A 15487-nucleotide genomic window follows, 5' to 3' on the forward strand; every position below is an offset into this window, starting at 1 on the left:
CCACGGCCACCTCACCAAAACCACCAAAGGCCACTACACCCTCAACCCACCACCCATCTCGACACCACCACCAACCCTCTAACTACGCGGCATTGTACCGGGGCCGGGTCCCGTGGGCGCACCCCTTGACACCCATGGTTTGCAAAGCACAGGTCGGCCGGGAGAGAGGACACGAACCACAGGTCTGTTGTGAAGGACAACGACCCCGGAGTGGCCGGGCTCAGGTGTCACTTTCATGCTGGATGGCCGCGTAGCCCTGCACCTCGACCAGGGCTTCGACGTCCCACAGTCGGCTGACGCCGATGCCGGCCATCGCTGGATACGCGTTGCCGATGAGCCGGCGCCAGACCGCGCCGATCTCGCGCGCGTGGGCTTTGTAGTCGTCCATGTCTACGATGTACACAGTGAGGCTGACCAGGTCGTTCGGGGTTCCGCCGGCTGCTCGCAGGGCGGTCAGCAGGTTGCCCAGGGCCTGCTCGAACTGCTCGACGACGGTGTCTCCGACAATCTTGCCGTCGGCGTTCAGGGCTGTCTGGCCGGCGAGGAAGACCAGGCGGTTCGCGGTCACCACGACGGCGTGCGAGTAGCCGGAGGGTTTGCCGAGTGAGGGTGGGTTGATGTGCTCGATCATGACTGGACCGCCCCGCCGTCGACCACGATGCTCTGGCCGGTGATGGCCGCGCTCAGCACACACAGGTCCACGGCGTCGGCCACCTCGTCGGCGGTGATCAGTCGGTGGATGGGCTGTTTGCGTTCCAGGGCGCGGCGGATGTCCTGCTCGGTGCGGCCGGTGTGGGCCGCGAGCAGGGAGATGTTGCTGTCGGTCATCGGCGAGTCGACGTAGCCGGGGCAGACCGCGTTCACCGTGACACCGGTTTTGGCCAGTTCGGCCGCTGCTGAACGGACCAGCCCCAGCACGCCGTGTTTGCTCGCGGTGTAGGCGCTGATGTCGCGGTCGCCTCGTTTGGCGGCGATGGATGCGATCACGATGATCCGTCCCCAGCCGCGTTCGACCATCGCTGGGATGGCGCGGCGCATGTAGCGGAACGGCGCGGTCAGGTTGAGATCGAGTTGGCTCTGCCATTCCTCGTCGGTCAACGCGGTGAGGGGCTTGGCGACCGCCGCGCCCGCGTTGAGCACCAGCACCTCGACCGGGCCGAACGAGCGTTCCACGGCGGAGAACACCGCGTCCGGTGGTTCGGTGACGTCCGAGGGGATGCTCAGGTGGGGTCCGGTGAGCTTGCCGGTCACGTCGGCGAGCTGGGCGGCCCCGCGGGCGGTCAGCGCGACCCGGTGGCCGGCCGTGGAGAACCGGGTGGCGATGACCGCGCCCATCCCCCGGCTCGCGCCTGTGACCAGGCAGGTTCTGGTTGTCACCCGGTCAGCCTGCCAAAGGTTCGTTACGGTCGTCAAACACCCGCGATATGTTGTACTCTTGACGACCGTACCGTTTACGACAGAAGGAGTGAGCGTCGTGCGGATCGCGGTGGCCGGTGGCGGAGCAGGCGGGCTCTACTTCGCCGCGCTCGCCAAACAACTCGATCCCGAACACGAGATCACGGTCTGGGAGCGCAACAGTCCGGACGACACGTTCGGCTTCGGCGTGGTCTTCTCTGACGAGACCCTCGGCGGCATCGAGCACGCGGACACCGCGGTCTTCGAGGCGATGCGCGACGAGTTCGCCCGCTGGGACGACATCGACGTGCACTACCGGGGCACGACCTTCACCTCCGGCGGCCACGGGTTCGCCGCGATGAGCCGCAAACGGCTGCTGAACATCCTCCAGCAGCGGTGCCGCGCGCTCGGCATCACGATCCACTTCCAGACCGAGGCACCGGACCTGACCGGCTACGACCTCGTCGTCGCCGCCGACGGCGTGAACTCCACGACGCGCAACACGTACGCCGACACGTTCCAGCCGACCATCGAGACGCGGCGGTGCAAGTACATCTGGCTCGGCACGGACCTCGTGTTCGACGCGTTCAAGTTCTACGTCCTCGACACCCCCGCCGGGATCATGCAGGTCCACGGGTATCCGTACAGCCGCGACGGCAGCACGTTCATCCTGGAGATGCACGACGACGTCTGGGAGCGCGCCGGATTCACCGCCCCGACGGGCTTACGGCCAGGTGAGAGCGACGAGGTGTCGATCGCGCGGATCCGTGAGCTGTGCGCGGACATCCTCGGCGACCACCAGGTGTTCGCGAACAACTCCAAGTGGACGAACTTCGCGACGGTCCGCTGCGCGACCTGGCGGCACGGCAACATGGTCCTGCTTGGCGACGCCGCCCACACCGCGCACTTCTCCATCGGCTCCGGCACCAAGCTGGCCATGGAGGACGCGCTGGCGTTGGCCGCCTGCCTGCACGAGAAGTCCTCAGTGGACACAGCGCTGGCGGCGTACGAGGCCGAGCGGAGGCCGGTGGTGACGTCGACCCAGCGCGCGGCGCAGGCCAGCCTGGAGTGGTTCGAGAACATCGGCCAGTACGCCGACCAGGACCCCCACCAGTTCGCCTTCAACATCGTCACCCGCAGCCGCCGCGTCACGTACGACAACCTGCGCCTGCGTGACCCGGAGTTCGTGGCGTCGATGGACACGTGGTTCGCCCGCGACTACGAATCGGTCCGGCCGCCGATGTTCCAGCCGTTCCGGATCGGGTCGCTGGAGGTGCCCAACCGGGTGATCGTGTCGCCGATGGACATGTACTCGGCGGTCGACGGCGTGCCGAACGACTTCCACCTGGTGCACCTGGGCAGCAAGGCGCTCGGTGGCGCCGGGCTGGTGATGACCGAGATGGTGTGCGTGTCCGAGACGGGCCGGATCACGCCTGGCTGCACCGGAATGTACGCCCCTGAGCACGAGGCGGGCTGGCGACGTGTGGTCGACTTCGTGCACGCCAACACCCCGGCGAAGATCGGCATCCAGTTGGGACACTCCGGCCGCAAGGGCTCGACCAAGCTGATGTGGGACGGCATCGACCAGCCACTGCCGACCGGGAACTGGGCGGTCTGCGGGCCGTCGGCGCTGCCGTACTCCCCGGTCAACCAGACGCCACGGGAGCTGTCCGTCGACGAGATGGCCGACATCAAGGCCCAGTTCGTCGCTTCGGCCGAGGCCGCCGCACGAGCCGGGTTCGACCTGCTTGAACTGCACTGCGCGCACGGCTACCTGCTGTCGTCGTTCCTGTCGCCGTTGACCAACCAGCGCACGGACTCCTACGGCGGCTCGTTGGCGAACCGGCTGCGGTATCCGCTGGAGGTGTTCGACGCGGTCCGAGCGGTGTGGGACGGGCCATTGACAGTGCGGATCTCGGCGACCGACTGGTGTGAGGGCGGGATCTCGGACGCGGAGTCCGTGGAGATCGCGCGGGCGTTCGCCGAGCGTGGCGTCGACGGGGTCGACGTGTCCACCGGGCAGGTCGTGAGCACGGAGAAGCCCGCGTACGGCCGTAGTTACCAGACGCCGTACGCCGACCGGATCCGCAACGAGATCGGCCGGAAGTACGGGGTGGCGGTGATCGCGGTCGGCGCGATCTCCTCGTACGACGACGTGAACTCCCTGATCCTGGCCGGCCGCGCCGACCTGTGCGCGCTGGGCCGGACACACCTCTATGATCCACAGTGGACGCTGCACGCCGCCGCCGAGCAGGACTTCGCCATCGCCTGGCCGAAGCCGTTCGCGGCCGGCAGCCGAAAGCCGCAGTCCGGCCGGACCGACGGCCCGAAGCCCCGGCTCGACCTGATCCGCCAGGGCGCGCCGACGACCGCCCACGCCCGCTGGAGGCCGTAATGCTGACCCCGCTGGAGCAGACCTTCGCCGACGAGGTCAAGGCGATGGCCGCGGCGTCGCTCGTCCCGATGCCCAGCACGCCCGGCCGGGTCAACCGTGACCTGCTGAAGACCATGGCCGGTCTCGGCCTGCTCCCGCGCCTGTTTCGGGACGCGTCCGCGCTCGACCTCTGCCTGCTACGGGAGTCGCTCGCCTCGCAGAGCACCGAGGCGGAGACCGCGCTCGCGTTGCAGGGACTGGGCAGCTACCCGATCATCCAGTCCGGTTCGGACAGTCAACGGGACCGCTGGATCCCCGCGGTGGCGGCCGGTGACGCCGTGGCCGCGTTCGCGTTGACCGAACCGTCGGCCGGCTCGGACGCGGCCGCGCTGACCCTGACCGCTGAACCGGACGGCACGGGCTGGCGGCTGACCGGCGAGAAGATCTGGATCTCCAACGCGCCGGAGGCGGACTTCTACACGGTCTTCGCCCGCACCGCCGACGCCGGATCCCGGGGTGTCAGCGCGTTCGTGGTGCCCGGTGACCGGCCCGGCCTGGCCGGCGAACACCTGGACATGATCAGCCCGCACCCGATCGGGAAGCTCACGTTCGACGGCGTCCCGGTCGAGCGGGACGAGTTGCTGGGCGAGGAGAACCGCGGCTTCCAGGTGGCCATGCGCACCCTGGACCTGTTCCGCCCCAGCGTCGGCGCGTTCGCGGTCGGCATGGCACAGGCCGCACTGGACGCGGCAGTCGAGCACGCCGGCACCCGGCAGGCCTTCGGCGGCCCGCTCAAGGACCAGCAGACCGTGTCCCACACACTCGCCGAAATGGCCACCCGCCTGGAAGCGGCCCGGCTGCTGGTCTACTCGGCCGCGAAGGCGTACGACAGCCGCCGGCCGAAGATCGCCAGCCGCTCCGCGATGGCCAAGCTCTTCGCCACCGAGACGGCCCAGTTCGTAGTGGACGCAGCCATCCAGATTCACGGCGCCCGAGCGTTGCGGCAAGGCCATCTCCTTGAGCACCTGTACCGTGAGGTCCGTGCCCCACGAATCTACGAGGGAGCGTCCGAGATCCAGCGGACCATCATCGCCCGCGACCTCTATCGCTTGTAGATCGTCTCTAAAACCGCGACTCCAGTTCGGTATGTCATCGCACATCAACATCGTGACACAGTGAGTTAGCTTGTGATCACTCGACAATCGGAGTGTGTGATGGACGTTGTGGTGACCGGCCTTGGCGCGACCACACCACTCGGCGGGGACGTCCCGTCGACGTGGGCGGCGTTGCTGGCCGGGGAGTCCGGCGTCCAGGCGATCGAGGACGAGTGGGCGGCCGAGCTGCCGGTCCGGATCGCGGCCCGGCTGCGCGTGCAGCCGACGTCCGTGCTGGAGCGGGTGCTGGCCCGGCGGCTCGACCGATGCGAGCAGGCCGCCCTGGTGGCGGCCAGGGAGGCCTGGGCCGGCGCGGGGGCGCCCCAGGTCGACCCGGAACGCTTCGCTGTGATCATCGGCACAGGCGCGGGCGGCGCGCTGAGCCTGCTCGAACAGAACGACATCCTGCGGGCCCATGGCCCACGGAAGGTCTCGCCGCACACCGTGCCGATGTTGATGCCGAACGGTCCGGCGGCGTGGGTGAGCATCGAACTGGGTGCCCAAGGCGGCGCGCACACCCCGGTGAGCGCGTGTGCCGGCGGCGCCGAGGCGATCGCCATGGGCCTGGACATGATCCGGTTGGGCCGCGCGGACGTCGTGCTCGCGGGCGGCTCGGAGGCGTGCATCCACCCGCTGCCGTTGGCCGGATTCGCCCAGGCACGAGCTCATTCGACGCGCAACGACGAGCCTGAGCGCGCGTCCCGGCCGTTCGACGTGGACCGGGACGGATTCGTCATCGGTGAGGGCTCCGCCCTGGTGGTCCTCGAACGTGCCGAGTTCGCCGCCGCCCGCTCGGCGCGCGTGCACGCCCGGCTGGTCGGCGCCGGGCTCACGTCCGACGCGCACCACATCACCGCCGCCCACCACGACGGCCAGGTCCGGGCGATCCGCCGGGCACTGGCGTCGGCCGAGATGGATCCCCTTGACGTCAGCCAGGTGCACGCGCACGCGACGTCGACCCCGCTCGGCGACCTCACCGAAGCCGACTCGATCGTCTCGGCGATCGGCACCCACCCCGTGGTGACCGCGACGAAGTCGATGACGGGTCACATGTTCGGCGCGGCGGGCGCGATGAGCGCGGTCGCGGCCGTGCTGTCCCTGCGCGAACAGACGATCCCGGCCATCCAGAACCTGGACGAGCTGGACCCCAGGGTGAAGCTCGACGTCATCACCGGCACCCCCCGATCCGGCTCGGCCCCGTCCGCCCTGGTCAATTCCTTCGGCTTCGGCGGCCACAACGCATGCCTGGTGTTCACCGCCCGCTAGACGTGGGCGGCGTGCTTGCCCGCGCTGAGGTCTCGGCTGCTGGCGATCAGGCGTTCGGCGACCCGGTCCACCGCTTCCGCGAAGCCGTGGTCCTCGGTCTGGTGCCAGTCCGCGAACTTGGCCAGCAGCCAGGTCCGGGCCGCGCCGATCAGGCGCGCGAACGCCTCGGTTCCCTTGGGGGTGAAGCGGTAGTGGCCGTCGGCCTCGGTCGCGTATCCACTGTCGACCAGTTGCCGCGCCACCGGTTCGAAGATCCCCGCCGGGACCTTGGTTTGCGTGGCGATCTCATGCAGGGTCGCGTCGCCGTCGTCCACGCTGTGTTTGAACACCATCACGAGCATCCACGCCTGCGCGAAGCTCAACGGCACGCCTGAGCGGGCGAGCATCTCCGGCCGTGGGTCGTGGTCCTGTTTGCTCACCACGAGGGAGACGAGTTTCTCCAGCTCCACTTCGGAATCACTGGACGCGGGCACGGCGAAGCTCTCCCCCACACCGCTGTTGCCCTTGGCGACCACCCTGGCGGTGTCCCGCAACGGCACCTGCTTGAGGAACAACGCGACCACGAACGCGAGCAGTCCCACCGGCGCGGCCACCAGGAACATGGTGTGCAGTGTGTCCACATAGGCCTGGATGACCGGCGCTCTGGCCGCCGCGGGCAGGGCGTGCACGCCCTGAACGGTCTGGACCACCCGGGGATCCACGCCGGGCGGGATCGCGTTTCGCAGGTGGTCGGGCAGTTCGCCGGCGTAGATCGTGCCGAAGATGGCCACGCCGAACGAGCTGCCCAACGTCCGCAGGAAACTCACGCCGGACGTGGCGACACCGAGGTCGCTGTAGTCGCTGGTGCTCTGCACGACCACGGTCGGCACGGGCATGACGAGCCCGACCCCGAGGCCCAACACGAGCATGTACCCGGACGCCACCCAGAACGTGGTCGACGCGTCCATCAGCGACAGCAACACCAGCCCGCCCGCGATCAGCAGCGACCCGGCCACCGGGAACCACTTGTACTGGCCGGTCTTGCTGATCACCTGGCCGGTCACGATGGCCGCCGCGAGCAACCCCACCACCAGCGGCAGCATCCGCAGTCCGGACTCGGTCGCCGACGCCCCTTGCACGTACTGCAGGTATGTCGGCAGGTACGTGACGCCGCCGAGCATCGCGAACCCGACAATGAAGCTGAGCACACTGGACACCGTGAACACCGAACTCCGGAACAGCCGCATCGGCAGCATCGGTTCCGCCGCCCGCAGCTCCACCAGCACGAACAGCACCAGCGCCACGACCGAGCCGACGGCCATCCAGATGATCGTCGGCGAACCCCACGGGTATTCGGTGCCGCCCCAGCTGGTCACCAGGGTCAGGCCGGTGGACGCCAGGGCGATCAACAAAATGCCCAGGTAGTCGATCTTCGGCCGGATCGCGCCGCGCACGCTCGGCAGCGCGAACCCGGCGACCACGAGCACGATCACCCCGATCGGGATGTTCACGTAGAACGCCCACCGCCAGCTCAAGTGGTCCACGAACAGGCCGCCGAGCAGCGGCCCGACCACGGTGGCGACGCCGAACACCGAGCCCATCGCGCCCTGGTACTTGCCGCGTTCGCTCAACGGCACCACGTCGGCGATCACCGCGGTCGCGGTCACCATCAGCCCGCCCGCGCCGAGGCCCTGCACCGCGCGGGACGCGACCAGCCACGTCATGGAGTCGGCCCAGCCCGCGAAGAACGACCCCACCAGGAACAGCACCACGCTGAGCAGGAACATCTTCTTGCGGCCGTACAGGTCGCCGAACTTGCCGATCAGGACCGTCATGATCGTCTCGGCCAGCAGGTACGACGTGACCACCCAGGACAGGTGGTTGCCGCCGCCCAGATCGCCCACGATCGTGGGCAGCGCGGTGGACACAATGGTCTGGTCCAGCGCGGACAGCAGCATCCCCAGCATGATCGCCACCACCACGGCGTTGCGTGCCGCCCGTCCAGTGGTGGGAACCTCGTCGGCCATCGTGCCCTCCTGTGTGGACAGTCGCAGGATAGGTCCGGTCCGGACACCTCGCGAGTCGGCTTAGATAGCGGTCATGACGTTGCGTGTGGGTCTGGTCGGGTACGGGACCGCCGGCAAGGTGTTCCACGCACCTCTGATCGCGGCGACTCCGGGGCTGACGTTGAAGTCGTTGCTCGCGTCCGGCGCGCTCGGCCGGGTGGTGCGGTTCGAGTCCCGTTTCGACCGCTGGCGGCCCGTTCCCAAGTCGGGCTGGCGTGAACTGCCCGGCCGCGACGAGGCCGGCGGCGTGCTGTTCGACCTGGGTGCCCACCTGATCGACCAGGCGCTCCAGCTGTTCGGTCCGCCCAGGTCGATCCACGCGGAGGTCAACCGCCAACGCGACGGCGTGCAGGTCGACGACGACTTCTTCGTAGCGTTGACGCACGAGTCCGGCGTGATCTCGCACCTGGCCGCCAGCACCCTGGCCGCCCACCCGGCCCCCCGCTTCCGCCTCCTCGGCACGTCTACGGCGTACACAAAGCACGGTCTGGACGTCCAGGAGGCCGCGTTGAAAGCCGGCGGCACCCCCGCCGACCCCGGCTGGGGCACTGAACCCCAGTCCGGTTGGGGCCTGCTCGGCGACACCCCCGTGGCCACGAAACCCGGTTCCTACCAGTATTTCTACGCAGCCATGGTGGCCGCGCTGCGGGACGGCGCCGCCGTCCCGGTCGCCCCCGAGTCGGCGATCGCGACCTTGGAGGTGATCGAGGCGGCCCACGCGTCAGCCACGATCGACCGAGTAATATCGGGCGGAAGGGGATGTCACGGCTGAAAGCACGCCGCAGACCCCCACGTCGCGTTGAGAGGGGTCGGGGACGCGCATGCCCTATACCGCGGAGATCAGCCGGGTCAATCCCACATGTTTCCTCTTCCTGGTCGACCAGTCGTTGTCGATGAGCGATCCGATCGGCGGCACGGCCCCACAGCAGAAGGCGAACGCGGTGGCCGACGCGGTGAACCGGCTGCTCACCGAACTGACTGTGAAGTGTGCCAAGGAAGAAGGGGTGCGGGACTACTTTTACGTCGGTGTCATCGGTTACGGCGACGCGGTGGGCTCCGTGTTCGGCGGCGACCTGACCGGGCGTGACTTAGTTCCGCTGAGCGAGGTGGCCGACAAGCCCGCCAGGGTGGAGAGCCGGCCGAAGAAGGTTCCGGACGGGGCCGGCGGACTCGTGGAGACAACGACCCGGTTCCCGGTCTGGATGGACCCGGTGGCCAGCGGCGGAACACCGATGTGCACCGCGCTGGGGTACGCGGAGCTGCTTGTGTCGAAGTGGATTTCCGACCACCCCAGCTGCTTTCCGCCGATCGTGCTCAACCTGACCGACGGGGAGTCGACCGACGGGGATCCGACCGGACCGGCGAGCGGCATCCGGAGCCAGGCCAGTGCGGACGGCGCGGCCCTGCTCTTCAACCTGCACGTGTCCGCCGCCGGCCCCGCGCCGATCACGTTCCCGAACAGCCCCGGCGCGTTACCCGACACGTATTCGCGCACGCTGTTCAAGATGTCCAGCCCGCTGCCACCGCACATGCGCACTTACGCGGCCCAGCAAGGCTTCGCGGTGAGCGACACGACACGCGGGTTCGTCTACAACGCGGACATAGCCGCTGTGGTGCAGTTTCTCGACATCGGGACCCGCGCGACGGATCTGCGTTAGTCCGATGGGCGCCTTCGTCTCCATCTTGCGGGTTCCCAAGGGCGGCAGCACGGACGAGGAGTGCGAGGACTTCGCCACGGTCGCCCCGGCCGAGTCGCCGTCGGAGTGGCTTGACGGACCGGTCACCGCGGCGGTCTCGGACGGGGCATCCGAGAGTCTTCTCGCGGGCCGGTGGGCGGAGCTCCTCTCGAACACTGTCCGCGAAATCGTGCACGGCACACCGGAAGTCCTCACGTCGGCGGACGACTTCGCCGCTGTGATGGTCGAAGCGAGTACGCGGTGGACGAAGTGGCTGGCCGAGTACGTCGCGCATCGGGAGGCCAACGACCGCCCGATTCGGTGGTACGAGGAGCCGAAGCTGGCAACCGGCGCCTACGCGACGCTGCTGGCCGCTCGGTTTCACAGCGTGGCCGGGTCGACCCACTGGCAGGCCGCGGGGCTGGGCGACAGCTGCCTTTTCCACATTCGCGGGACCGAACTGCTGCGGTCGTTTCCCCTGCAGTCCGTGGCCGCGTTCACCAGCACGCCCGCACTGGCCAGAAGCCGCACGCAGGATGTCGATCTCCTCGTCGACCATGTCACGCTGACCGCCGGCGTGGCCGACCAGGGCGACCAGTTCATCCTGTGCACCGACGCCCTGGCCGCCTGGTTGCTCCTGCAGGTCGAGAGCGACCGGGCGCCGTGGGACTCGCTGATGGAGCTCACCAGGGCCGGTGACCGGAACAGGTTCGCGGAATGGATCGTCGCCCAACGGTCAACGGGCGGGATGCGCAACGACGACGTGGCCGTCGTGCACGTGGATCTCGGGTGAGCGGCCATGACTGTACAGCGGTTCCCGTCACCGGCGATGTATGTCGACGCTCTCCAGAACACCTCGATCTGCCTGGGCGATCCCGACCTGAAGGGCGCGAGCCCCCGGCTGGACAAGCTGGGGCGGCCTCGGGCCATCTCCGGCGCGTTCGCCAGTGTGTTCGCCCTGAGGACCGCGGCAGGCAAGCGATACGCGCTGAAGTGCTTCACCCGGGACGTCCCCGACCAGGACATCCGGTACGCCGCCATCAGCAGCCACCTGGCCGGTCTTTCCTGTCCGTGGCAAGTGGGTTTCGACTATCTCGACCCCGGCATCCTGGTGGACGGCACCTGGTACCCGGTGGTGAAGATGGAGTGGGTCGACGCGGTCGGCCTGACCCAGTGGATCGACGCGCATCTCCACGACAGCGTCGCGTTGGCGGGCTTGGCTGGCCGGTTCGTGACGCTCGTCCAGGAGCTGTCGGCGGCGAACATCGGACACGGCGACTTCCAGCACGGAAACCTTCTCGTGACGGCGGACGGGTCGCTCCGGCTGGTCGACTACGACGGCATGTACGTGCCCGCGCTCGCGGGTATGCGGGCTTCGGAACAGGGGCACCGCAACTACCAGCTGCCGACCCGGTCCGATACCGACTTCGGCCCGACGGTCGACAGGTTCTCGTCGTGGGTCGTGTACCTCTCGCTGGTCTCGCTAGCGCTGGATCCCTCGTTGTGGCGGCTGCTCCGCGAGGACGGCGCCGAGCACCTGTTGCTCGCCGGCGAGGACTTCGACAACCCGGCAGCCTCGTTCCGGTTCAGCACGCTGCTGAGCCACCCACGGGACGAGATCCGGGCGCTGGCCGCGCAGGTGCACGACCAGTTGACCAAGCCGGACAGGAATCCGCCCGCGCTCACCGCGGTGATCATCGACCAGCCTTCCCGATCGGGCCTTCCGTCGTGGCTCGTCGACCACGTCACCCCATCGGTGGTGCCGGCGCCGCGAAGGTTCGCCCAGCCCGCGGCGGCCTTCCGAGCGGTCGGGTGGACATCGATCACGTTGGCGGCGGTCGTCCTGGTGTTGGGCGTGGCCGGGCTGGTCGCGGGGGAGTTCGCCGTCGTGGGGATGTTCATGTCCCTGACATCGCTGGCCGGCTCGGGAGCCGTCGCGTATCGGCAACGCCCCGAGATCGGCCCCGCGAGCACGGTGCGGAAGAAGCGGGCGGCTCTGGAGAGCGAGCTGGCGGCCGCGACCAAGCGCGTATCGCAACTCGGCACCGAACTGAAGCGCACCGACCAGGAGAACGAAGAGTTCAGCAGCAAGTACGCGCAGCGACGACGTGACCTGAAGAAACACTACGACCAAGAACTCCTTTCGTTGCAGAACTCAGCCAGGCAACAGCTGAAGGAAATCAATTCTCAGATGGGCCGGACAACCTCGGAACAGGCCACTGAGGCCCGTGCGCGGCTCGCGAAGATCCGCGAATACCATAAGGTGACCTATCTGGCGAGCTTCCGGGTCTCGGACGCGAACCTGCCCGGCATCGGCCCGTTCGTCGCCAACCGGCTGAGGGAGGCCGGGATCGTCTCCGCGGCCGATGTCCTCAGCGTGCGGTACGAGGTGAACAGGCAGTACAACACCAGAACACCGTGGTTCCGGCTGCGTTCCGGCGCGGTCGTGCGGGTCCAGGGATTCGACGAGGCCAAGGCCAAGATCCTCCTGGCGTGGTGTCGAAAACACATGAAATCCGCCGTTCAAACGCAACCGAGAACGCTGTCGAAGGAGGTGGAGAACGAACTCGCGAACCGTTATTCGGAACGCAGGTTGGAGCTCCACGCCGAGCGAGAAAAGATCAATCAGGAAATCGCCGTCAAGCAGGCCGAGGTGACCAGCAGCCTCAACTCGGCGCGCGCCGCTCTGGACGCCGATCTCACCCGATTCAACGTCGCCATCGCGAACGTCCGCACGCAGCGAACGATGATATTGCAGCAAGCCAACAGCCACGTGCTCGAACTCCAGCGGCGATTGCAGATGATCTCCATGGACGCCGACGCCCACCAGGAGATCACGTACCTGCGTTTCCTGCGATTCGCCCTGCTCGGCAAGTGAGAGGATCGCACTCATGGATCGCGACCGGGACACCACGGGACGTGCTCGCAACGCCAGGCCACGGGACGGCTTGGGTCGTCCGCTCCCGTACGGCTCATCCGGAGTCGAACGGCAGCCGGAGGGCATCCCGCGCACCCCGGCGGAGTCACTGGCCGAGGCACAGCAACTGCTGGACGACGGGTTGCCGTTCCACGCCCACGAGGTGCTGGAGGACGCCTGGAAGACGGCGCCGGAGGAGGAGCGGGAGCTCTGGCGGGGCTTGGCGCAGGTCGCGGTGGGCCTGACCCATGCCGCGCGAGGCAACACCTCGGGCGCGGCCGCGCTGATCAAGCGTGGCGCGGACAACATCGGGCCGTACGAGGCCCATCCGCCGCACGGGATCGACATCGCCGGGGTGCGGCAGTGGGCGCTGGCACCGTCGGGGACGCCCCGGCTTCAGGTGTAAAGACCGGGGCCGGTGACCTGGACGTTGTCCAGGAACTTGCTGGAGCTCAAGTAGGCGCTCTCGATCAACACGTCGGTGTGGCCGAAGTCCAGCGGCGTCAGGTTCCGGACGGGAGCGCCCGGCAGGTACAGGATCGGCACCCGGTCGGCGACCAGCTCACACTCAAGAGTCGCCTGGGTACGCATACTCAGCGTCGCCCAGAACAACACGGCGTCCGCCAACGTCTCCGGCACTCTCGGCAGGTGCCCCGGGAACGCGCAGTCGAGCACTACCAGGCTCTTCGCCCCGGCCGCCAACGCCTGCCTGACCGGCACGTTGGCCACCACACCCCCGTCGTACAACACCCGCCCCTGGTGGTGCACGGGCGGATAGATCCCGGGGATCGCGGCGCTGGCCAGGATCGCGGGGGTCAACGGCCCCTCAGTGATCAGCACCGGCTGCCCGGTCACCGCGTCCACAGCCACCGCGCCGAACGGCAACGTGAGGTGCGCGAAGTCATCCACCCCCGCCAACTCGGTCGCCAACACCTCCGCCAGCCCGGTGTTCGGAAACAGGTGGTTACGGTGTTTGCGCAACCTGCTCAACTGCGCGATCGGCCCACCCGGAAACACCTTCGCCCTGGTCATCCGATGCCAGACCGCGTCAAGCCGACCCGCCGCGTTCCCCGGATCCAACGCCAGCAAAGCCCCGTTCACCGACCCCACCGACGTCCCCACCACAACGTCCGGCCGCACCCCTCGATCCGCCAACGCCCGCAGCATGCCCACCTGAGCGGCCCCCAAACTGCCGCCCCCACCCATCACGAACCCCACCGGCCCCGGCAACCCAATCTCGTCCACAGCCCATTAGCGCACAGCAGACCGCTAGTCGCCCGGTCTGGGTGTCCCGGGCACCGGACGGCACGGTTTGGATTCCCGCGTGTCCCACCTGGTGCTGGCGAGCTTCCGCTCGGCGAAGGTGAGCAAGTCGAACACTTCGCGGGCCAGGTAGCCGGTCGTGCCTCGATCGACCTGTTTGCGGTACAGGATGCCGGCCTCTGCCAACTCTTCGAGAGCCTGTCTCGCCGGAGGAAACGAGACACCCAAGGTTCGCTGCACGGTCCGGGCCGTGAGCACAGGAAGCTCGGGCAGCAATTCCAGCAGTCGGGCCACTGCGGAGTCCGCCCGCGGCGCGCCACGAACTCCGCTCCGATCCCGATGTGCGGTCAGTCTTGCCCCCCACTCGGATGCCAGCTCGGCGACGGACGCACCCAACTGGCGGGCCTGGTCCACGGCGACCGCGGCGGCGTCCAGGAACACCGCCACCCATTCCGCGGCGGCAACCTGGGCCGCGTCGGTGTCCGCCGGACCGTCGTGCCGGTAGCTGGTCAGGCCTGCCAGGTAGTCCTGTGTACGAGTCAGCAACACCAGGCTGATCGGCAGCAACGCGGTTGGGGTGAGGCCCCGTCGGACGAGCACGGTGTGGATCAGTGCGCGGCCCACCCTGCCGTTGCCATCCGAATACGGGTGAATTGTTTCGAACTGCGCGTGCACCAAACCGGCCTGAACCAGCGGCGCGTGCACTCCCCCGCTCACGTAGTCGCACAGGTCAGCCATGAGCGCATGGACACGGTCCGGCGGTGGCGGCACGAAGTCCGCACCGATGGGGTGCCAATCGTTTCCGCCTATCCAGTTTTGGACGGCGCGAACACCGTGGTGCTTGTCGTCGGGCAGGAGCGCACGATGCAGTTCGTCGACATCGTCCACGGTGACCGCTGACGCGGATGCCAAAGCCGTGGCGGCGTGGCGGACAGTAGTGATGTTGTTCGCGACGAGCTGGGCATTCGTCGTGAAACCGCGCGTGATGGTCTCGTCTGTCTGGGCGAGCTCGGCGAGCGCCACCTGTTGCGCCGAGACCTGCAGGCCCTCGATCCGCGACGAGGCGATCGCCTCCGAACGGAGCAGGAACCGAGCGAGTCCCTCCAGGCACGTGGCCACGCGGGAGCCGGCACTCAGTTCACGGACGGCGGTCTCGACCGCGAACGCCCGGCGGGCCAGCTCGTCCGGGAGCGCCAACCGCCTGGTGACCAGCGGATCCGGCAGATACGCCGAGTACCTGCCACCTCGCTGGTCCCTTCGGGAGCGCCCCTCGAACGACGGCTCCCAATGATGCGGAAGCCACGTGGCCATCGGGACCGAACCTTTCATGATCAGCATTGAGATTAAAGTTTATTGACCTAAACCTTAACACATGCGTCGCGCATGAAAGGTTGGGA

The 15487-nt window shown here is 68.2% G+C and carries 13 protein-coding genes; 8 read left to right on the forward strand and 5 right to left on the reverse strand.

All coding sequences use genetic code 11. The features are described from left to right. Positions 1-220: 220 nt before the first annotated feature. On the reverse strand, positions 221-631 hold the full coding sequence (locus tag EV192_RS52380) for a RidA family protein (RefSeq protein ID WP_165961056.1): 411 nt from the start codon (positions 629-631) through the stop codon (positions 221-223). Then, complete coding sequence (locus tag EV192_RS52385) at positions 628-1377, reverse strand: SDR family NAD(P)-dependent oxidoreductase (RefSeq protein WP_132126323.1); 750 nt, start codon at positions 1375-1377, stop codon at positions 628-630. Before EV192_RS52385 ends, EV192_RS52380 begins: the two co-directional genes overlap by 4 nt. A 97-nt stretch (positions 1378-1474) precedes the next feature. On the opposite strand from EV192_RS52385, the gene EV192_RS52390 reads away from it, so the two are divergent. The 3 genes from EV192_RS52390 (at position 1475) to EV192_RS52400 (ending at position 6189) form a co-directional block, all read left to right on the forward strand. Further along, positions 1475-3790 carry a bifunctional salicylyl-CoA 5-hydroxylase/oxidoreductase gene (locus tag EV192_RS52390; protein WP_132126324.1) on the forward strand — a complete coding sequence of 772 codons (2316 nt, stop codon included), beginning with the start codon at positions 1475-1477 and terminating at the stop codon, positions 3788-3790. After that, positions 3790-4884: an acyl-CoA dehydrogenase family protein gene (locus EV192_RS52395; protein ID WP_132126325.1), complete on the forward strand. Its 1095-nt coding sequence runs from the start codon at positions 3790-3792 to the stop codon at positions 4882-4884. The genes EV192_RS52390 and EV192_RS52395 overlap by 1 nt, the downstream gene beginning before the upstream one ends. A 99-nt stretch (positions 4885-4983) precedes the next feature. Beyond that, positions 4984-6189 carry a beta-ketoacyl-[acyl-carrier-protein] synthase family protein gene (locus EV192_RS52400; RefSeq protein ID WP_132126326.1) on the forward strand — a complete coding sequence of 402 codons (1206 nt, stop codon included), beginning with the start codon at positions 4984-4986 and terminating at the stop codon, positions 6187-6189. On the opposite strand, the gene EV192_RS52405 is transcribed toward EV192_RS52400, so the two are convergent. Then, complete coding sequence (locus tag EV192_RS52405; protein WP_132126327.1) at positions 6186-8195, reverse strand: MDR family MFS transporter; 2010 nt, start codon at positions 8193-8195, stop codon at positions 6186-6188. The genes EV192_RS52400 and EV192_RS52405 overlap by 4 nt on opposite strands. Before the next feature lie 73 nt (positions 8196-8268). On the opposite strand from EV192_RS52405, the gene EV192_RS52410 reads away from it, so the two are divergent. From EV192_RS52410 to EV192_RS52430, 5 genes are read left to right on the forward strand one after another with little or no spacing between them, the layout of a single operon-like run. After that, a complete protein-coding gene (locus EV192_RS52410; protein ID WP_132126328.1) occupies positions 8269-9006 on the forward strand; it encodes a Gfo/Idh/MocA family protein in 738 nt (245 codons plus the stop codon). Between the two features lie 49 nt (positions 9007-9055). Beyond that, positions 9056-9892 carry a vWA domain-containing protein gene (locus tag EV192_RS52415; protein ID WP_132126329.1) on the forward strand — a complete coding sequence of 279 codons (837 nt, stop codon included), beginning with the start codon at positions 9056-9058 and terminating at the stop codon, positions 9890-9892. Positions 9893-9896: 4 nt separating this feature from the next. Then, entirely contained in the window at positions 9897-10703 is an 807-nt protein-coding gene (locus EV192_RS52420; protein ID WP_132126330.1) for a protein phosphatase 2C domain-containing protein, read from the forward strand. 6 nt (positions 10704-10709) lie between these two features. After that, positions 10710-12788 carry a serine/threonine-protein kinase gene (locus tag EV192_RS52425; RefSeq protein WP_132126331.1) on the forward strand — a complete coding sequence of 693 codons (2079 nt, stop codon included), beginning with the start codon at positions 10710-10712 and terminating at the stop codon, positions 12786-12788. A 13-nt stretch (positions 12789-12801) separates the two neighbouring features. Beyond that, positions 12802-13233: a DUF309 domain-containing protein gene (locus EV192_RS52430; RefSeq protein ID WP_132126332.1), complete on the forward strand. Its 432-nt coding sequence runs from the start codon at positions 12802-12804 to the stop codon at positions 13231-13233. Here EV192_RS52430 and EV192_RS52435 read toward each other — a convergent pair. Beyond that, positions 13224-14072 (reverse strand): patatin-like phospholipase family protein, encoded by an 849-nt coding sequence (locus EV192_RS52435; protein WP_243727640.1) that lies wholly within the window; start codon positions 14070-14072, stop codon positions 13224-13226. The genes EV192_RS52430 and EV192_RS52435 overlap by 10 nt on opposite strands. Positions 14073-14096: 24 nt before the next feature. Continuing rightward, positions 14097-15401 (reverse strand): Fic family protein, encoded by a 1305-nt coding sequence (locus EV192_RS52440; protein ID WP_132126333.1) that lies wholly within the window; start codon positions 15399-15401, stop codon positions 14097-14099. Positions 15402-15487: the final 86 nt, after the last annotated feature.

Source organism: Actinocrispum wychmicini, from assembly GCF_004345645.1.
Lineage (GTDB): Bacteria > Actinomycetota > Actinomycetes > Mycobacteriales > Pseudonocardiaceae > Kibdelosporangium > Kibdelosporangium wychmicini.